A 19,208-nucleotide genomic window follows, 5' to 3' on the forward strand; every position below is an offset into this window, starting at 1 on the left:
TTAAATGCTAAACGATCAGAAAATTGAAAAATTCAGGCAAATTGTAGAGAATAAGTTTCAAATCTACAACTCGCTCTTTATGAGTTTGCCGTATGATAAAATGACAAACATTGGGATGTTGTTGCCTTTTCTTTACGAAGAAAGCAAAGACGGCTATCAACTGGGAAAATCTCCGGAAGAGATTGTGGAAGAATTTTTCCAGAAACACACCGAATTAGAAACCGAAGACCAAAAGCTGGAATTGCTTTTCAAAATCATACAATATATAGAAAGACAAGTGGTACTTTTCGATAGTATAGAAGACGCCGCTTTCCAGCAACTTCACTCAGAAAGTGATTCCGGAACGGTGATGAATCTCTATGACAGAGCCAATCAGGAACATCATTTGGAAGCGATCAGAAAAAAGATGGACGATTTTGCCATCAAGATTGTTTTCACCGCGCATCCAACGCAGTTTTATCCAAATGCGGTTCAAAGAATTATCCACGATTTGCGTGATGCCATCATCAATGATTCTGTGACGCAGATTGATACCTTGCTTCAGCAATTAGGGAAAACACCTTTCGTCAACAAAGAACGTCCAACGCCTTTGGACGAAGCGATGAGCATCATTTATTATTTGAGATATGTCTATTATCAAAGTATTGGCGAGCTGTACAGAAAAATAAAACAGGTTTACGGAACTTCCAATTTTACACCGAATACAGACATCATCCAATTGGGATTTTGGCCTGGTGGTGACAGAGATGGAAATCCATTTGTGACGGCTGACATTACAATGAAAGTCGCTGAGGAATTGAGAATTTCAATTCTGAAAGATTATTATGGACATTTGAAAATCGTAAGAAGAAGATTGAGTTTCCGAGGTGTTTCTGACGTTTTGAAAGCGGTAAGCAAAAGAATTTACGATTCAATTTTCCAAGAAGATGTGAGGATTTCTGCAGAGGAAATCATCGCAGAATTGGATAAAGCGGAAAAGATTTTAAAGGAAGAGCACAACGGACTTTTCTTTGGCGTTTTGGATGATTTTAGAGATCGCGTGAAGATTTTCGGGACGCACTTTGCAACTTTGGATATTCGTCAAGATAGTAGAATTCATCAAAATGTGATCGATGATATTTTCAAAAAAGTCATTGATGGAAATGTTGATTCCAGAACAAACGATGAGAAAATTGACTTGCTTTTAGATTCTGGGATTATTTTAAATCCTGATGATTTCGAAGATGAGATGACTTGTGAAACTTTGAAAAGTGTTTATAACATCAAAGTGATTCAGGAAAACAATGGCGAACGCGGAATGCACCGTTACATCATTTCAAATTCGGACGAAGTGAAAGATGTGATGAACGTTTATGCGATGATGAAACTTTGCGGTTACAAAGATGAAGATATCAATATCGATATCGTTCCGCTCTTTGAAACAATGGAAGGTCTTGACAGATCTGAAAGCGTGATGAAAACTTTGTACGACCATCCGGTTTACAAAAAACATCTTGCAAGAAGAAACAACAAACAAATCATTATGCTTGGTTTCTCCGACGGAACCAAAGATGGTGGCTATTTGAAAGCAAACTGGCAGATCTATACATCAAAAGAAAAACTGACTAAAATCTCTGAGGAAAACGGAATGAAGGTCGTTTTCTTCGACGGTAGAGGTGGACCGCCAGCAAGAGGTGGTGGAAAAACCCACGATTTTTACGCTTCACAAGGCAAAACAATTGCGAACAACCAAATCGAATTGACCATCCAAGGACAAACCATTACAAGTGTATTCGGAAACAAAGATCAGGCGAAATTTAACTTCGAACAATTGTTGACGGCTGGAATTGAAAATGATGTTTTCAAAAGCGTCAAAAAAGATCTTAATGAGAAAGAAAGACAACTGATCTCAGAATTAGCTGACCTCAGTTATAAAAAATATTCCGATTTGAAAGCGCATCCAATGTTCGTGCCTTATCTTCAGGAAATGAGTACGTTGGAATATTACGGACGAACCAATATCGGAAGCCGACCTAGCAAAAGAGGCGCAGGTTCTGAATTGAAATTTGAAGATCTGAGAGCGATTCCTTTCGTAGGATCTTGGTCGCAATTGAAACAGAATGTTCCTGGTTTCTTCGGATTTGGATTTGCCTTGAAAACAATGATGGAAGCTGGAAGATTTGACGAAATCAAAGAATTGTATAAAGGTTCGGATTTCTTCAAAACTTTGGTGTTGAACTCGATGATGAGTATGAACAAGACCTATTTCCCATTGACTTATTATATGAGAAACAATGAGAAGTTTGGTGAGTTTTGGAATATTCTTTTCGCTGAGTTTTCTTTATCCAAAGAAATGATGCTGGAACTAACTGGTTACAAAATCCTGATGCAAGAAGAACCATTGAATCGTAAGTCTGTGAAGATCCGTGAGAAGATCGTACTTCCACTTTTGAGCATTCAACAATATGCATTGATGAAAATCCAGAAAGGAGAGGGAAATCGCGAAAGTTACGAGAAACTTGTGATGCGTTCTTTGTTTGGAAATATTAATGCCAGTAGAAATTCTGCTTAAAGTAATATTCAATATGAAAATAAAAAGAATCAAGTTGATGATTCTATTAAAAATGAAACCTCTCAAGTGATTGAGAGGTTTTTGTTTGTTGCAAAGAATAATTTTAAGTCAAGATAAAGTATTTTGTGATTGGTTGAAAAAATAAGGGCGAAGAATATCTTCAAAATTGTAAAGGCCTTTCAACTTGTCTTTCAGATTTTCGGCTACAAACAAAGCACCACTTCCAAAGGCTTCTCGCGAAATAGACTCGTGAACCAAACGAACAGTTTGATAAGGAAATCCAAAGATAACCTCATGTTTCCCTACGATTCCACCAGCTCTTACGGAGTTGATACTTTCGGTTTCCAGATCCAGAGTTTCTGCAATTTTCACAGCGGTTCCGGAAACGCCAGATTTGGCTTTGAAATGTTCTTCGATCACTTCTATATCCACGCCTGGTGCAATACTTTTTAGCAGAGAGGCTGCAAATAAAAGATAATTGACACCCAATGTGATATTTGGAGACCAAAATACAACGGTTTCTGCAGAAAGTTCTTTGAGAAGTTTGATTTCGTTTTCCCCATAATGGGAAATGGCGGAGATGATTTTGATCTTCTTCCGAGCTGCCGTTTTACCGTAGTGATGGATGCTTGCTTCTGTAGAAAAATCGATGATGATGTCTACTGGATTTTTCGTTAGCAATTTTTCGAGATCTGTGGTCTGCTGAGAATAGATGAGCGCATTGTCCGTTGCTGAGATCCCAATAATATCTTTTGCAGAGAGGTTATTCAGTTTATCATTATTTTTCAGTACCCACTCCAGAGAAAAATCCGGATGCTGAAGAATAACATTCGCGACTGCTTTTCCCGCTTTCCCAAATCCTACTAATCCTATTTTCATAATCACTTTTTTATAGATTTATTTTAATTATCGATTTCGAATTATTAACATCAGTAAGGTACGATAAATAAAATAAATGTTTTTGAGAGTCAAAATCACATTTAAAGAATGACTTGCCTAAGTTATAAGACTTATTATTTTTCAAATATTTTGAACTCTGATTTCATCAAATGTAAAATCCACAAAAAACCTCGTCCCAAAAATTGAAACGAGGTTTTTATTTTAATTCCAGAACAGAAACTTAAACTTTTAAGATTTCCGCTTCTTTTGTCTTGTAAGCATCGTCAGACTTTTTCACGTAGGCATCTGTCAGATCTTGGATGTCTTTCTCAGCACCTTTGATCAGGTCTTCCGCGATTCCATCAAGTCTCTTCAATTCCTTGTTCCCTTCCTGTCTTGCGTTTCTGATGGTTACTTTCGTTTGGTCCGTTTCACCTTTTGCTTGTTTGGCCAATTCACGTCTTCTTTCCTCTGTCAAAGGCGGAACGTTGATGATGATGACATCACCATTGTTAGACGGTGCAAATCCAAGGTTGGAATTCACGATTCCTTTTGCGATCGCACCAATTGCTGTTCTGTCCCAAGGCTGGATAGAAAGCGTCATCGCATCCACTACAGACACGTTTGCCACTTGGCTTAGAGGCGTTGGCGCTCCGTAGTATTCCACCATCACGTCCTGAACCATAGATGTAGAAGCACGTCCGGCTCTGATCTTTTGGAAAGCATGATCCAAATGCTTGATTGCAGCATCCATCTCTTGCTTTGCGGAGGCTACAATGAGTTCTAATTCTTCCATTGTATATTTAAAATTTGATAATTGACACATTTAAAATAATTCAAAGTTCAAGATTTGAAATTCGAAGTTGGAACACTTCCGACTTCTGACTTCCGACCTCTGACTTTTTTACACATTCACGAGCGTTCCTATAACTTCGCCGTCGATCAGTCTTTCCAAATTACCTTTTTTGTTCATATCGAAAACGATGATCGGCAATTTGTTCTCGTGGCTCAGCGTGAAAGCGGTCATATCCATAACTTTAAGGTTTTTCTCAAACACCTCGTCAAAAGACAAACTGTTGAATTTTACGGCATCTGCATTTTTTTCTGGATCGCTATCGTAGATTCCATCCACTCTTGTTCCTTTCAAAATCACGTCTGCATCTATTTCAATTGCTCTCAATGTTGCAGCAGTATCAGTTGTGAAATATGGGTTTCCGGTTCCAGCTCCGAAGATGACAACTCTTCCTTTTTCGAGATGACGAACTGCCTTTCTTTTGATAAAAGGTTCTGCAACTTTGTCCATTTCGATGGCAGATTGCAATCTTGTAATAATTCCTGCATCTTCCAGAGCGCCCTGCAAAGCCATTCCGTTGATCACGGTTGCCAGCATTCCCATATAATCACCCTGAACTCTGTCCATCCCTTTAGCTGCACCAGCCAATCCTCTGAAAATATTTCCTCCGCCAATCACGATTGCCACTTCGCAACCTTTGTCAACCACTTTTTTGATTTCGACCGCATATTCTTTCAGTCTATCGTTGTCGATGCCGTATTGACGTTCTCCCATTAGTGCTTCACCACTCAGTTTCAGAAGGATTCTTTTGTATTTCATTTATATTTATTACTTTTTTATTAATCATCTGCCATCGTGATTGCAGATATTTCAAATTTATTTAAAATTTTGACTGTGCAAATATAATGAAAGGAAAAGAATTACGTTAATGAAAAAGATAGTCGTGCAAAAATTTTGATAAACCTCAAAATAGATTATTTTTGCAAAGCCAAAAAATAGTGTGAAGAAGTTTTACAATCTCTTATTTAGCGTCATTTCAGGTGTGGTTTTTTCTCAAACAGGAACCACAGTTTATCAATTTCTGAATATTCCGATCTCAGCAAGACAAGCCGTTTTGGGCGATGCTGTTTCTGTTCGTGATTATGATGTCAATTTTACAGCCGCCAACCCAGCTTTGATGAATATCGAGATGGACAATATGTTGTCTGTGAACTATTCCTCATATTTGGCAGATACGAAGATTGGTAGCATTAGTTACGTTCGCGATCTGGAATTCGGGCATTTGGTTTCTTTCAATGCGCGATACATGGATTACGGTTCAATGCCGAGAACCGACGAGAATTCCATCATCAATGGTGATTTTTCCGCGATGGATGCTTCAATTGGAGTTGGTTACGCTTATCAATTTGAAGATAACTTCACGATTGGCGCCAATGTCAATTACATCACTTCAAAAATTGACACTTATTCTTCTTCGGCAATCGCAGCGACTGCGGGAGTAACCTATTACTTTGATAAGACTAACGAAACCTTGGCTTTGGTTTTCAGGAATTTTGGTTATCAGTTCCAGCCTTACAACGGCGTACGGGAAAAATTGCCTTTCCGTGTCGATCTTGGTTATACCAAAATTTTGGATGAATTTCCAGCCGCACTCACGATTACTGCTCACGATCTTCAGCAATTCAATATTTCAGCAGAAACCGATATCAACGGGCAACCAACCAAATTTGGAAGAAAAGTTTTGGATCACCTGGCTTTTGGTGCTGAATTATTTCCAGGTCAGGCTTTCAATATCAGAGTTGGTTACAATGTAAAAAGAGGCGGTGAGTTGGCTGTTCTTGATCAGAGAAGTTTCACCGGACTATCCGCAGGTTTCAGTTTGAGGATTTCTTCTTTCCGTTTCGACTATTCTCATATGCGTTATCACAATGCTTCCAATGTCAATATGATTGGCCTTACGATGGATCTTATTCAGCTAGGCGGAAATAGGAGATAAGTTTAAGATTCAAGAAACAAAAATCATGATTCGAGAAAGATAATGTTTATCAATTCCTAAAAATATTCCTTGTTTAATATTAAATTTATTAAGGTCAAAATCTCAAAATTTTTTATTTTTGTGGTATGACAAAAAAACCGGTAATCGCAATCGACGGATTTTCATCCACAGGAAAAAGTTCCATTTCTAAAATCATTGCAAAAAATCTTGGTCTCATCCACATGGATACCGGCGCACTTTACAGAGGTGTTACCTATTTCGCACTTCAGAATTGTACGAATCCAGATCGAAGTATCGATATTGAAAAATTACTTTCGATCCTCCCAAAAATCAATCTTGAGTTTCAGAATGTTGATGGTGAATTGCAGCTTTTTCTAAACGGGAAAAACATCAATAGAGAAATCCGTTTCCCACAGGTTTCTGACAATGTGAGCCAAGTCGCAAAAGAAGCCGAAGTCCGAAATTATCTTTTGAAAACTCAAAGAGATATTGCTGAAAAAGGTGGTGTGATAATGGATGGCAGAGATATTGGGACAGTGGTTCTACCAAAGGCCGATTACAAATTTTTCATGACAGCAAGTCAGGATGAGCGTGCCAGAAGACGATTTTTGGAACTGGAATTGGCAGGTGAAAGAACGGATATCGAAACCGTAAAACAAAATTTGATTTCCAGAGATAAGATCGATAGTGAAAGAGAAGTTTCACCATTGAAGCAAGCAGATGATGCAATTCTAATTGATAATACAAATATTAATAAAGAAGAAACAATTGAGTTAATATTATCCTATGTCAAAAAGTTTTAACAAAATTTTAAGAACGATAAGGCATCTTTGGCATTTTAGTTGTAAATTTAGATGCAACGAGCAAGATTATTAATTAACTTAAAAATAATAACATGTCTAAAAAATCAAATTCAGCAGCAGTATTGGCTGCGTTACTAGCAGGGGCCGCAACAGGAGTAATTTTAGGTTTACTTTATGCACCGGAAGAAGGTAAAGAAACTAGAAAAAAAATCAGAGACAAAGCAAATGATCTAAAAGACAAAGCTGTTGATGAGTACGGAAAAACATCTGAACTTGTAAAGGATAAATATTCCGAAGTTTCTCACAACGTAAAGGATAAGTACGATACAATTTCTTCTACCGTAAAAGAGACAGCTCAAAATGTAGCTTCTACTGTAAAAGACAGCTATGATAAATATAAAGATCAGATTGTTTCCAAAACTTCTGATGTGGTAAAAGACGTAGAAACTGAGTTGGACGGTTTGAAATAAACCTTATATTTTAGTTTTTCGAAAAGGAATTTAGTTTCTAAATTCCTTTTTTTGTAAATAATTGTGTAATTTTATATTTAACAAGATACTTATGATTGATATTATAAAAGATTATACTTCCAAACGGTTGGATCTTGTCAAGATCCAGTTGACCGAAAAATCTTCTCTCTCAGCGGGCATTATTGCGTTTCTTTCCATTGTTTTGATCGCATTTTCCTTCTTCATCATTCTCTTCAATTTTGGAATCGCTTTCTTAATTGGGCAATCTATCGGAAACGCGGCGTACGGATTTCTGATCGTTGCAGGATTTTATTTAGTAGTAATGATTGCCGTATTTTTTATGAAAAAAGCAATCGTAAAATCTATAGCAAATCAGGTAATCGACTTTCTAAACAAATAATTTATGGCAACTAATTATACTAATTTAGACGAACTTAGAAGTCAGAAAAGACTTCTGAAACAAGAAATAGGAGAGTTGGAAGATATTCTGACCTTCAAAAGTAAAAAGGATAGCCTAAGTGTAATGACAAATGGGTTGACAGATAAATTCCTCAAAGAAACAGAAGACGAAGATGGAGAAAAATCCTTAGCTTTGGATACTCAAAATATAATGAGAGAAATCTCGTTTGGATTAAAAGAGACAGCGTCTAAAAGAAATGTAATGAGTCTGGCAAATGATACCGTGCAATCCGGATTGTTGGAGACTACTTTGAAAATGGGAACTGTAGCGCTTGTAGGTAATTTCGCAAAAAAAAGTGTGATGAATAAAAGTTGGAAAAGAAAATTAGTTGGTTTGGCATTGATCTATGTTGCGCCGTATGCTTTGAGATTTCTCAGAAAAAAATTGGATGAATATCAAAGAAACAAAACAGCTTCAAGCTTAGAAAAATTAATTTAATTTTAGATCTGGAGTTTCTATTTCATTAGTCTAAACAAAATTACTTTTTAGAAAAAATATTTCCCAGGATTATCCCTGCAGACATCGAGACGTTCAAACTCTCTGTGGATTGTGATTTTCCGAATCTTGGGATTGTAATCATTTTGGTAATAAGATCTTCTGTTGAAGGTCTTATTCCATTTCCCTCATTACCGAAAACCAAAGAGAACTTCTCAGGGAATTCGGTTTCATAAATGTTTTCACCATTCATGTCAGTCCCTAAGATCGGATGATTGTAATCTTTGAAATATTCTTCCAGCTCTGTGTAAAAAACATTGACCCTAAGAAAAGATCCCATTGTTGCCTGGATCACTTTCGGATTGTAAAGATCAACGGTATCATTGCTACAAATGATCTGCTCAATCCCAAACCAATCTGCCAATCGGATGATTGTCCCCAAATTCCCAGGATCCTGAATCCCATCCAATATCAATTGAACATCAATATTTTTTAAAATCTTCCCATCTGGAATTTTGCAAACCGCGACAGAATCTTTCGGATGTTGCAGAAAACTGATTTTCTTGAGATCAGTGGGCAAGATTTTTTCGATTTCCTGCGTTTTGAAAGTAATATTTTCTGGTTCTACAGAATATAGGTTTTCAATTTCGTAGTTAGAATTGGGTAGTTCTTTTATAATTTTATTACCCTCAACTAAAAACAAATTGTATTTTTGCCTGTATTTCTTTTTATCCAGAGATTGTATAATCTTTATAGTATGAGCCGTAAGCATATCAACAAATATTTTCAAAAATATCATATATTTTCGTACTCCGCAATTTTAAGTGTCATTTTGTATGCTTGCAATGTCACGAAGAAGGTGCCGGATGGCGAATTTCTTCTCACAAAAAACAAATTTGAATTCGTAGATGGCAAAGTTCACTCGGACGAAATCCAGGAAATGGTTGCTCAAAAACCAAACAAGAAAACGCTTGTTGTTTTGCCACTTGGACTATTATTCTACAACGCGGCCAATCCAAAATACGATACGATCCTCAAAGAATATATGACCTACCCAGGTGAGATGAGAAATCAAAAATTAAGAGATTCTCTTTTCATTAAATATGAACGCCCTGAATATGTCGGTAAGAATCTTTTCTGGAACAGATTTTTTCACACCGTGGGAGAAGCGCCGATCATTTACAGTGATGCGAAGACCAAGCAAAGTGAGAAAAGTATCAACAATCGATTGATCAACCGGGGTTATTGGGATTCGGAAGTTGAAACAACGGTGAAAAAAGATTCTGCACACAAAAAAGCTGAAGTTAGTTACATCATCAGGCACAAAGATCCGACGCATATAAAGGAATATTATTACAACATTCCAGATCCCAACATCAAAGCGCTTTACGAATCCAGATTAGACAAAAGTCTTGTGAGGAAAGGACAAGTTTTGGATGAAACCGTTCTTGAAAAAGAAATTACAAGAATCAACGAATTGGCAAAGGAGGATGGTTATTATAAATTTAATAATGACAGTCAGGATATTTATTTCGTGGCAGATTCTCTAAGAGGGAGAAAGGATGTTCCAGTCGTGATGACGATTCATAAGGATTCTTTGGATACGCCTTATAGGAAAGCAACAATTGGAAAAGTTTCTATTTCTGTTGCCAACAATATTAACAATGTTGGTAAATTGAAAATCAAAGACAGCATCAGAGGAATTGAGATCAGCAGACAAAATCGAAAGTATGATTCGATTACTTTGTGGCGTCCGATTATCATTAAACCTGGAGATGTTTACAAACAATCCAATCTAGATTTGACAAGAAGAAACCTGATGGCGATGAACAACTTCACCATCCTTAAAGCAACGGATGAACTTAGAAAAGAGGGTACTGCTGCGGAAAGAGATAGCATCATAGATGTAGAATATATTTTAAAACCCCTACCAAAATATGAGTTTAATATTGCAACAGATGTTCATTATTCTCAAATCTTGAATTTCGGTTTTTCACCATCAGTCGATTTGACGACAAGAAATGTTTTTGGTGGCGCAGAAAATCTGATCACCAGTTTTTCCGGAATCATAGGAACCACGAAAGATCCGAAAAATCCGGATGCATTTTTCAACGCATACGAGCTATCTGCACAGGCTTCTTTGCAGTTTCCAAGATTGCTGGTTCCATTCAAAAATTACTGGAAATTAGTTCCAAAAAGATATTCACCAACCACGAGTTTGAATCTTGGTGCTACTGTTCAAAATAATATTGGATTGGGGAGAATCAACTTTAATACAGGGCTATCTTTCAACGCCAATGTGAAAGATGGATTGATACAACATAGATTGACGCTCTTCAACACACAGCTGAGTCTTACCCAAAACAAAGACAGATACTATGAATATTTCCCTGCTGATAATGAGATCCGACGAAATATATTTGATCTATATGCTGTAAATAATCCGGAAATTCTGACCTCCGGATATTCCTTCGACCAGATTTCTGCAATCATTTTGGAGGATACACCATTCATTACAAACCTTATAAATTCTGATAGGAATTTGCTTTATAACTTCATGCAATCGCTTTACAACAAGGAGCGCCAGACGCAGGACGTGATTATTTCTTCGCTTATTTATAATTACACTTACAATCAAATTGGAAAGAAAGATTACACCAATCCATTTTCTTTCAGTGGAAAAGTGGAGCTTGCAGGCAATTTCCTCAATATGATTACGAAGAGAGAAGAGAATTACTTGGTTTATGGGAATACAAAAACCATTTTCAAAATTCCGTTTTCGCAATTCATCAAGTTCGATTTTGATTTTAGAAAATATTTCACATTTTTTAATAATCGTGCAAAACCGCATACTTTAGCTTTCAGACAATTTGTAGGCGTGGGGATTCCGTATGGTAATTCATCAGAAATGCCGTTTATTAGATCGTATTTCAATGGTGGTGCTTATGACATCAGAGCTTGGATTGCTTTTGGTGGTTTGGGTCCTGCAGACTCTCAATTGGACGAAAGGGTACGATCTTTCGCAATGGATAATGTAAAACTTACCACAAGTGTTGAATACAGAATGCCATTGACAGATGTTTTCGAAGCGGCGCTTTTTACAGATGCAGGTAACATTTGGGGGCTTAAGGACAATGGTTTTGGAGATCAATTCAAATTCAAAAAATTCATTAGCCAAATGGGTGTCGGAAGTGGTTTCGGAATCCGTATGAATATCGCTTATGTCAATTTGAGATTGGATATGGCTTACAAAATGTACGACCCAAACCGTCCGGAAGGCGAGCGTTGGATTGTTGATAAAATCAAGCCTCTCAAACCAACTGTCAATTTCGCTATCGGTTATCCATTCTAAAATTTATTACATACAATGCGTCTTCTCAAGTTTATCATTATTATCATTCTGTGTCTTTTCGGGATCTATTCTATTTCTATGAATTTTGTGGACGAGAGCAAAAGTTTTGTACATCGTTCCGAGATCGCATATCCTGTAGACAAGGTTTTTCCTCAGTTTAATAATCTTCAAAACTTCACAGCTTGGAATGATTTCTTTAATGGAAAAAAAGATATTAGCTATAGTTTTTTTACACCTTATGAAGGCATTGGAAGCGCAATGAAGTTTTCTGATAATAAGAATGAGGAATTTGGTGATATGTTTATTCGCTATTCTAATCCCAACAGAACTTTACGTTATCAGCTTTTCGAAGGAGAAAGCGAAAATCCTTATTTGATTGATGTAAAATTTATTCCTGCTGGCGAAAAGACCAAAATGGTTTGGAACATTCATACCCCAAAAAGAAGTTATTTGGAAAGATCACTCAACTTGGTTGCAGAAGATTTTTTTGTTGAGAATATTGACAAAAGTATGAAAAACCTCTTTGCACTTTTGGGCAACAAGGTAGACAAAGATCAACAATTAGCTTCTATCAAATACGATAGCGTGATGGTTGAAAATAGAGAAGGCGGACTGATTTTGGGAGTGAATGTAAGTAGTAGAAATACGAAAGATATTTTGTTTAAAAATGTCTTGATGAATCACAACAAGGTTCTCAATTTTGTAAAATCCGACCTCGCCAAAAAAGATGACGAATTTGGAATGCCAGTTTTGCTCACAAACGCATCCAATCTTAAGGATAAAGAAATCTCTTATTTTTACGGAATTCCTTTGTCAAAAAGGGTATCCGTGAGTGATAATAATTTTAATTTCCAAACCTTGAATGCTTCTAAGATGTACTATATCTACTATCAAGGAAATTACAACAACCGTATCAAAAACATCCAAGAACTACTCAAAAAGGTGAAAAAAGACACACTCAGAAATGGACAGCTCTATGAAGAGTTTCTGGAGGAACCGACAGATATTCAGGATGTTAAATTGAAATTATCCCTGCCGGTTTTTCGTTAACATATCTGATAAATATCACGTATATTTACGGGAATAAACCGTTACATTATATGCCAGTCTGCAAAAATTTAGTAAATTTGTTGGCAATTATTTAATAAGTAAATATTTTAACAGATAATCTGTAATAATGGATAAATTTTCATTTCTAAATGCCGTACATGCTCAACTTGTTGATGATATGTACGAGCAGTACAAAAAATACCCAGACGCTTTAGAACCTTCTTGGAAAGCATTTTTCCAAGGTTTCGATTTTGCTTTAGAAAACTACAGCGAAGAAGATTCTTATGTTTCAGCGCCGTCTAATTCTGCTCCAGTTCAGTACGCACAACAAGCTGTGACAAGTAATGCTGTTTCAGAAGACATTTCAAAAGAATTCAAAGTGGTGAACCTGATCGAAGCTTACAGATCAAGAGGTCACCTTTTCACAAAAACAAATCCTGTAAGAGAAAGAAGACATTACTTCCCAACTCTTGATATAGAAAACTTCGGATTGTCCAAGGAAGACCTGAACAAGAAGTTCAATTCTGCAACACAAACCGGAATGCCTGGTCCTGCGACTTTGCAGGAAATCGTGACGCATCTACAAAACATCTATTGCGATTCTATCGGAGTAGAGTATATGCATATCCAAAATGTGGAGGAGAAGAAATGGATCATGGAATGGGTCAACGTAAACGAAAACCATCCAAATCTTTCTGCTCAGGAAAAAACCGAAATCCTTTTCAAATTAAACCAGGCGGTGGCGTTTGAAAATTATCTTCATACAAAATTCGTAGGTCAAAAACGTTTCTCTCTCGAAGGAGGCGAATCTCTAATTCCTGCACTAGACCAATTGATCACGCGCTCTTCACAATTAGGTGTTGACGAAGTGGTTCTCGGAATGGCGCACAGAGGACGTTTGAATGTTTTGACCAATGTTTTTCAAAAGTCTTACAAACAGATATTTTCAGAATTTGAAGGTAAGGAATTTGAAGAAGACGTTTTCTCTGGTGACGTTAAATATCACTTGGGATCTTCTAAAAAAATCACTACTGCAAACGGCGAAGAAGTTAGAATCAATTTAACGCCGAATCCATCTCACTTGGAAACTGTAGCAGCTCTTGTAGAAGGAATTTGCAGAGCAAAAGTTGATAACACTTACAATGACGATTATTCTAAAGTTCTTCCGATCGTGATCCACGGAGACGGTGCAATTGCAGGTCAAGGCATCGTTTATGAAATCGCTCAGATGATGAATCTTGAAGGTTACAGAACTGGTGGAACTGTTCATATTGTTGTGAACAATCAGGTATCATTTACAACAAATTATATGGATGCAAGATCGTCTGTGTATTGTACAGATATTGCAAAAGTGACGGATTCTCCAGTAATGCACATCAATGCTGATGATGTAGAAGCTGTAGTTCACGCAATCAGATTTGCAGCGGATTTCCGTGCTAAGTTTGGTAAAGACGTTTATATCGATCTTCTTGGTTACAGAAAATATGGACACAACGAAGGTGATGAGCCAAGATTTACGCAACCAAATCTTTACAAATTAATTTCAAAACATCCAAATCCAAGGGAGATCTACAAAGATCTTTTGATCAAGGAAAATGTAGTTTCTGATGACGTTTTGAAAAAAATGGAGCAGGAATTCAAAGGTTTGTTGGATGAGAATTTTGACGCTTCCAAAGAAATCGAGAGAAACACGATGGATGTCTTTATGAAAGATGACTGGACAGATTTCCCGATCGGTGGAAAAGGTTGTGTTTCGAATTCTGATATTGATACAACTTACGATCTTGAAAAACTGAAGGAGCTTGCAGTTAAAATCTCCACTCTTCCTGCAGATAAAAAATTCATTAATAAAATCACCCGTCTTTTCGATAACAGAGTGAAGATGGTAGAAAATAATTCTTTGGATTGGGCAACAGGCGAGTTGTTGGCTTATGCAACATTACTTACCGAAGGTTATAATGTAAGGATTTCTGGAGAAGATGTAGAAAGAGGAACTTTCTCTCACCGCCACGCAGTTGTAAAAACTGAAGATACGGAAGAAGAATACATCCCGTTGAGACACATCAATGATCAAAGATTTGATGTTTACAATTCACATCTGTCAGAATATGGTGTTTTAGGATTTGATTATGGCTATGCTATGGCAGCGCCTAAAACATTGACAATTTGGGAAGCGCAGTTTGGAGATTTCACGAATGGGGCACAGATTATTGTAGATCAATATTTGGTTGCGGCAGAGGAAAAATGGAAAATCCAAAACGGAATGGTTATGATGTTGCCTCACGGATCGGAAGGTCAAGGTGCAGAACACTCTTCTGCAAGATTGGAAAGATTCTTGACGCTTTCTGCAAACGAAAATATCATCGTTGCCAATATTACTTCTCCTGCGAATTATTTCCATTTGTTGAGAAGACAGATGAAGTTTGGATTCAGAAAACCATTGGTAATTATGACGCCGAAATCTCTATTGAGACATCCAAAAGTAGTTTCTCCACTAGAAGATTTGGCAACAGGAAGTTTCCAACCAATTTTGGATGATCCAACGGCTGATCCAGCAAAAGTGGAAAAATTGGTACTTTGTACTGGTAAATTATATTACGATCTTTTGGCTAAGAAAGAAGAATTGAATGACGATAAAGTAGCTTTAGTAAGACTTGAGCAAGTTTATCCTTTAAATTTTGAAAAAGTTCAAGCAATCTTTGACAAATATAAAAACAGGAAAGATTTAGTTTGGGCTCAGGAAGAACCAGAAAATATGGGTGCTTGGAGTTTCATATTGAGAAACTTTAGGGATACGAACATTCAGTTGATTTCTCCAGTTGCAAGTGGAACGCCTGCGCCAGGAAGTCACAAGATGTTTGAGAAAAACCAGACGAAGATCATCAATTCTGTTTTTCAATGCAATGACGAACCTGTAAAAAGACCAGTTACAGCTTAATAAAATTAATAAACTATAAAGAATAACAGTTTCGGCTGTTCTGAAATTAAAAACAAAAAAGAGTATGTCAATATTAGAAATGAAAGTTCCTTCACCAGGAGAATCAATCACAGAAGTAGAAATTGCGACTTGGCTAGTACAAGACGGTGATTACGTAGAAAAAGATCAGCCAATTGCAGAAGTAGATTCTGATAAGGCAACTTTGGAACTTCCTGCTGAGCAAAGTGGAATCATCACTTTGAAAGCTGAAGAAGGTGAAGTGGTTCAAGTTGGTCAAGTGGTTTGTCTTATTGATATGGATGCTGCAAAACCAGACGGTGGCGCTGCACCAGCTGCAGAAAAACCAAAAGAAGAGCCTAAAGCGGAAGAGAAAAAAGAAGAACCAGCACCAGCTCCAAAAGCCGAGGCTGCAAAAACTGAAACCTATGCTGCTCAAACACCTTCTCCTGCTGCTAAGAAAATCCTTGACGAAAAGGGAATTGCTCCAAGTCAGGTAAGCGGTTCTGGCAGAGACGGCAGAATTACAAAAGATGACGCTGTTACAGCTTCGGTTCCTGCAATGGGAAGTGCAAGCGGTGGAAGCAGAGGAACATCAACTACAAAACTTTCAGTTCTTAGAAGAAAGATCGCTGCAAGATTGGTTTCAGTGAAAAACGAAACAGCAATGTTGACGACTTTCAACGAGGTTGATATGTCTGAGATCTTCAGAATCAGAAAACAATATAAAGAAGAATTCGCTGCAAAACACGGGATTGGTCTTGGATTTATGTCTTTCTTCACAAAAGCTGTAACCAGAGCATTGAAACTTTATCCAGATGTGAACGCTTCTATCGACGGTGATTTCAAAACTAACTATGACTTTGCAGATATTTCTATCGCGGTTTCAGGACCAAAAGGTTTGATGGTGCCAGTTCTTAGAAATGCAGAAAATATGTCTCTAAGAGGTGTTGAAGCAAATATCAAAGATCTTGCTCTAAAAGTAAGAGATGGAAAAATCACAGTTGACGAGATGACTGGTGGAACATTCACTATCACAAACGGTGGAACTTTTGGATCGATGTTATCGACGCCGATCATCAACCCGCCACAATCTGCAATCTTGGGAATGCACAACATCATCCAAAGACCGGTTGCTGTTGACGGACAAGTCGTTATCAGACCAATGATGTACGTTGCAATGTCTTATGACCACAGGATCATCGACGGAAAAGAATCCGTAGGTTTCTTGGTTGCTGTGAAAGAAGCAATCGACAATCCAGTAGAATTCCTAATGGATGGCGACGAAAGAAAAGCTTTGGAATTATAATTGATTTCATCAGTATGAAAAAAGAGAGCAAGTTTTTTGCTCTCTTTTTTTTATATTTAGTCATAAAATTGAATTATGATGAATTGCTTTGAGTTACCACTTTACAAAAAATCACAGGAGATCTACGAAACTGTGAAGGTCATTACGGATTTGTTTCCAGAAGACAATGATTATTTACAAAACGTCAAGCAACATTTGTTGGGCGATAGTATGATTATTCAGGCAAAGATTTGTGGCGCAGAAGCAGTAAAGTTATATGATATAAAAATGGAGAATACCGCAATCATTAGGAAAGTGGCGCGCGATATAATGGTCGGTGGTAACAATTTGGAACACTTTGGTTTCTCCGATGCAAAATATTATCATCTTATTAGAAAATTAATTGAGGAATTTAGACTTTTGTTTATCGATTGGGTTGGATCTTTTAATCAGAAACATTACATTGTTGATGATTGGGGATTGTTCAATCCACCTGGAGTTTCTCCAGACCATATTCAAAGCGATGACGAACTGGACTTTTTGGATGAGGACGATGAAGATTATTAATGAAATTATTTGGGCAGCTTTTCCGCCTTCCGCTCCCAATCTTTTTTGCAGATGATTTCAGTTTAAATAGAACTTTGGTACAAGCAAAAAAGGATTTCCGCTCAAGTCGGGCTGCAGCTTCGCAAAGTTGAAAGTTTGTTTTCTAGTTTCAGATTTACCAACCGTTGAAATTTGTCTTTGGTGAGTTTTACGTCTTTGCGTACCTTAAAAATATTTTCAATAATTTCAAAGAAATCTTTGCGCTCTTTGTGTTTAAATCTTCTCCCAAACCAACAAACAATTATTTAAAAACCATTTCCAAAATTCACAATTAATCCTTACTTTTGAGCAATGGAAAATTTCATCGTATCCGCACGCAAGTACCGTCCGCAAGAGTTTGACACTGTTGTTGGGCAATCGCACGTTACCGATACTTTGGAACACGCCATCGACGAAAGTCAATTGGCTCAGGCTCTGCTTTTCTGCGGACCAAGAGGTGTTGGTAAAACGACTTGCGCCAGAATTCTAGCAAGAAAAATCAATGAGAAGTCTGGAGCTGCAGATGATGACGGATTCGCATTCAATATTTATGAATTAGATGCCGCTTCGAATAACTCTGTTGATGATATTCGTGAATTGATTGACCAAGTGAGGTTTGCACCTCAAGTCGGAAAGTATAAAGTTTATATCATCGACGAGGTTCATATGTTGTCTCAGGCTGCTTTCAACGCATTCCTGAAAACTTTGGAAGAACCGCCAGCACATGCTATTTTCATTTTAGCAACAACTGAGAAACACAAGATCATTCCGACGATTCTTTCCAGATGTCAGATCTATGATTTCAAAAGAATCACGATTGAAGATATTCAGGAGCATTTGAGAAAGATTGCCGAGAAGGAAAATATCACTTACGAAGACGATGCGCTTTACCTGATTGCTCAAAAGGCTGATGGTGCTTTGAGAGATGCTTTATCGATTTTTGATAGACTAAGTACTTTTTCTCAGAAAAATATTACGCTCGAAAAAGCAGCGGAAGTTCTCAATATTCTGGACTACGACCAATATCTGAAAATCGCTGATTTGGCGAAGGAAAATGATATTCCTGGTGTTTTAATCGCGTTCGACGAGATTGTGAAAAAAGGTTTCGACCCGCACATTTTCATTGCCGGATTGGGAAATCATTTCCGAGATCTAATGATGGCTCAGAATCCAAAAACTTTGAATCTGATCGAAGTTGGAGAAAAAACCAAATCCAAGTTTGCCGAGCAATCGCAAAAATGGAAAGCTCAGGAATTGATAGACGGCATTGAGATTTGTAATTTCGCCGACATCAATTATAAAAATTCCAAAAATCCACGTTTGACAGTTGAGATTGCCTTGATGCAATTATCAAGTCTCACGGCAGGTTTGGAAGCTAAAAAAAAAAGTTCTTAATATTAGCGCCACTTCTTGAAGCAAACCTGATTCAAGAGCCAAGTGTAAAGACTCAAGAGTCAAAACCAGAAGCTAAATCACCAGCAACCAACAACAATGTCATCCTGAGCGGAGTCGAAGGACAGCAACCAACAACCAAAATATCTTTCGAAGAACCTAAAAAGGTAATTCAGAAAGCATCTGAGCCGATTGCTAGAAGTTCTTCTAACTCTAAGT

General features: G+C 37.3%; 16 protein-coding genes. 12 read left to right on the plus strand and 4 right to left on the minus strand.

What is annotated here, in order from left to right:
• The first annotated feature begins 4 nt into the window (after positions 1 to 4).
• Entirely contained in the window at positions 5 to 2,551 is a 2,547-nt protein-coding gene (locus IO90_RS14525; RefSeq protein ID WP_034968043.1) for a phosphoenolpyruvate carboxylase, read from the plus strand.
• Between the two features lie 108 nt (positions 2,552 to 2,659).
• On the opposite strand, the gene IO90_RS14530 is transcribed toward IO90_RS14525, so the two are convergent.
• The 3 genes from IO90_RS14530 to pyrH form a co-directional block, all read right to left on the minus strand.
• Positions 2,660 to 3,430 carry a 4-hydroxy-tetrahydrodipicolinate reductase gene (locus IO90_RS14530; protein WP_034968046.1) on the minus strand — a complete coding sequence of 257 codons (771 nt, stop codon included), beginning with the start codon at positions 3,428 to 3,430 and terminating at the stop codon, positions 2,660 to 2,662.
• A gap of 241 nt (positions 3,431 to 3,671) precedes the next feature.
• Positions 3,672 to 4,226: a ribosome recycling factor gene (gene frr / locus IO90_RS14535; protein WP_034968049.1), complete on the minus strand. Its 555-nt coding sequence runs from the start codon at positions 4,224 to 4,226 to the stop codon at positions 3,672 to 3,674.
• A gap of 108 nt (positions 4,227 to 4,334) precedes the next feature.
• Entirely contained in the window at positions 4,335 to 5,042 is a 708-nt protein-coding gene (gene pyrH / locus IO90_RS14540) for a UMP kinase (RefSeq protein ID WP_034968052.1), read from the minus strand.
• Between the two features lie 181 nt (positions 5,043 to 5,223).
• On the opposite strand from pyrH, the gene porQ reads away from it, so the two are divergent.
• From porQ to IO90_RS14565, 5 genes are all read left to right on the plus strand, one after another.
• Positions 5,224 to 6,219 (plus strand): type IX secretion system protein PorQ, encoded by a 996-nt coding sequence (gene porQ, locus IO90_RS14545; RefSeq protein ID WP_034968054.1) that lies wholly within the window; start codon positions 5,224 to 5,226, stop codon positions 6,217 to 6,219.
• 125 nt (positions 6,220 to 6,344) lie between these two features.
• The gene (gene cmk / locus IO90_RS14550) at positions 6,345 to 7,022 is read left to right on the plus strand and encodes a (d)CMP kinase (RefSeq protein WP_034968057.1); all 678 of its coding nucleotides are present in this window, start codon (positions 6,345 to 6,347) and stop codon (positions 7,020 to 7,022) included.
• Between the two features lie 92 nt (positions 7,023 to 7,114).
• Positions 7,115 to 7,492 carry a YtxH domain-containing protein gene (locus IO90_RS14555; RefSeq protein ID WP_034968059.1) on the plus strand — a complete coding sequence of 126 codons (378 nt, stop codon included), beginning with the start codon at positions 7,115 to 7,117 and terminating at the stop codon, positions 7,490 to 7,492.
• A 91-nt stretch (positions 7,493 to 7,583) separates the two neighbouring features.
• On the plus strand, positions 7,584 to 7,892 hold the full coding sequence (locus tag IO90_RS14560) for a phage holin family protein (protein ID WP_034968062.1): 309 nt from the start codon (positions 7,584 to 7,586) through the stop codon (positions 7,890 to 7,892).
• Positions 7,893 to 7,895: 3 nt separating this feature from the next.
• The gene (locus tag IO90_RS14565) at positions 7,896 to 8,390 is read left to right on the plus strand and encodes a hypothetical protein (protein ID WP_034968063.1); all 495 of its coding nucleotides are present in this window, start codon (positions 7,896 to 7,898) and stop codon (positions 8,388 to 8,390) included.
• Between the two features lie 40 nt (positions 8,391 to 8,430).
• Here the strand turns inward: IO90_RS14565 and IO90_RS14570 are convergent, their stop codons facing one another.
• A complete protein-coding gene (locus IO90_RS14570; RefSeq protein ID WP_034968066.1) occupies positions 8,431 to 9,159 on the minus strand; it encodes an RNA methyltransferase in 729 nt (242 codons plus the stop codon).
• Here IO90_RS14570 and IO90_RS14575 point away from each other — a divergent pair.
• The 6 genes from IO90_RS14575 to dnaX all read left to right on the plus strand — a co-directional run bounded on the left by IO90_RS14575 (position 9,145) and on the right by dnaX (position 18,992).
• Entirely contained in the window at positions 9,145 to 11,739 is a 2,595-nt protein-coding gene (locus tag IO90_RS14575; protein WP_081871828.1) for a BamA/TamA family outer membrane protein, read from the plus strand. The genes IO90_RS14570 and IO90_RS14575 overlap by 15 nt on opposite strands.
• 15 nt (positions 11,740 to 11,754) lie before the next feature.
• The gene (locus IO90_RS14580; protein WP_034968068.1) at positions 11,755 to 12,789 is read left to right on the plus strand and encodes a polyketide cyclase; all 1,035 of its coding nucleotides are present in this window, start codon (positions 11,755 to 11,757) and stop codon (positions 12,787 to 12,789) included.
• A gap of 127 nt (positions 12,790 to 12,916) precedes the next feature.
• On the plus strand, positions 12,917 to 15,727 hold the full coding sequence (locus IO90_RS14585) for a 2-oxoglutarate dehydrogenase E1 component (protein WP_034968071.1): 2,811 nt from the start codon (positions 12,917 to 12,919) through the stop codon (positions 15,725 to 15,727).
• A 64-nt stretch (positions 15,728 to 15,791) separates the two neighbouring features.
• Complete coding sequence (gene odhB / locus IO90_RS14590) at positions 15,792 to 17,033, plus strand: 2-oxoglutarate dehydrogenase complex dihydrolipoyllysine-residue succinyltransferase (protein ID WP_034968073.1); 1,242 nt, start codon at positions 15,792 to 15,794, stop codon at positions 17,031 to 17,033.
• Between the two features lie 75 nt (positions 17,034 to 17,108).
• Positions 17,109 to 17,579 (plus strand): hypothetical protein, encoded by a 471-nt coding sequence (locus IO90_RS14595; protein ID WP_034968076.1) that lies wholly within the window; start codon positions 17,109 to 17,111, stop codon positions 17,577 to 17,579.
• Positions 17,580 to 17,909: 330 nt separating this feature from the next.
• A complete protein-coding gene (gene dnaX, locus IO90_RS14600) occupies positions 17,910 to 18,992 on the plus strand; it encodes a DNA polymerase III subunit gamma/tau (RefSeq protein ID WP_034968079.1) in 1,083 nt (360 codons plus the stop codon).
• Positions 18,993 to 19,208: the final 216 nt, after the last annotated feature.

Source organism: Chryseobacterium sp. FH1, from assembly GCF_000735135.1.
Taxonomy (GTDB): domain Bacteria; phylum Bacteroidota; class Bacteroidia; order Flavobacteriales; family Weeksellaceae; genus Epilithonimonas.

Excerpts from the sequence above, each read along its gene's own strand:
- IO90_RS14525 (WP_034968043.1), top strand. The coding sequence starts at position 5 with ATGCTAAACGATCAGAAAATTGAAAAATTCAGGCAAATTGTAGAGAAT.
- IO90_RS14530 (WP_034968046.1), bottom strand. The coding sequence starts at position 3,430 with ATGAAAATAGGATTAGTAGGATTTGGGAAAGCGGGAAAAGCAGTCGCG.
- frr (WP_034968049.1), bottom strand. The coding sequence starts at position 4,226 with ATGGAAGAATTAGAACTCATTGTAGCCTCCGCAAAGCAAGAGATGGAT.
- pyrH (WP_034968052.1), bottom strand. The coding sequence starts at position 5,042 with ATGAAATACAAAAGAATCCTTCTGAAACTGAGTGGTGAAGCACTAATG.
- cmk (WP_034968057.1), top strand. The coding sequence starts at position 6,345 with ATGACAAAAAAACCGGTAATCGCAATCGACGGATTTTCATCCACAGGA.
- IO90_RS14555 (WP_034968059.1), top strand. The coding sequence starts at position 7,115 with ATGTCTAAAAAATCAAATTCAGCAGCAGTATTGGCTGCGTTACTAGCA.
- IO90_RS14560 (WP_034968062.1), top strand. The coding sequence starts at position 7,584 with ATGATTGATATTATAAAAGATTATACTTCCAAACGGTTGGATCTTGTC.
- IO90_RS14565 (WP_034968063.1), top strand. The coding sequence starts at position 7,896 with ATGGCAACTAATTATACTAATTTAGACGAACTTAGAAGTCAGAAAAGA.
- IO90_RS14575 (WP_081871828.1), top strand. The coding sequence starts at position 9,145 with ATGAGCCGTAAGCATATCAACAAATATTTTCAAAAATATCATATATTT.
- IO90_RS14570 (WP_034968066.1), bottom strand. The coding sequence starts at position 9,159 with ATGCTTACGGCTCATACTATAAAGATTATACAATCTCTGGATAAAAAG.
- IO90_RS14580 (WP_034968068.1), top strand. The coding sequence starts at position 11,755 with ATGCGTCTTCTCAAGTTTATCATTATTATCATTCTGTGTCTTTTCGGG.
- IO90_RS14585 (WP_034968071.1), top strand. The coding sequence starts at position 12,917 with ATGGATAAATTTTCATTTCTAAATGCCGTACATGCTCAACTTGTTGAT.
- odhB (WP_034968073.1), top strand. The coding sequence starts at position 15,792 with ATGTCAATATTAGAAATGAAAGTTCCTTCACCAGGAGAATCAATCACA.
- IO90_RS14595 (WP_034968076.1), top strand. The coding sequence starts at position 17,109 with ATGATGAATTGCTTTGAGTTACCACTTTACAAAAAATCACAGGAGATC.
- dnaX (WP_034968079.1), top strand. The coding sequence starts at position 17,910 with ATGGAAAATTTCATCGTATCCGCACGCAAGTACCGTCCGCAAGAGTTT.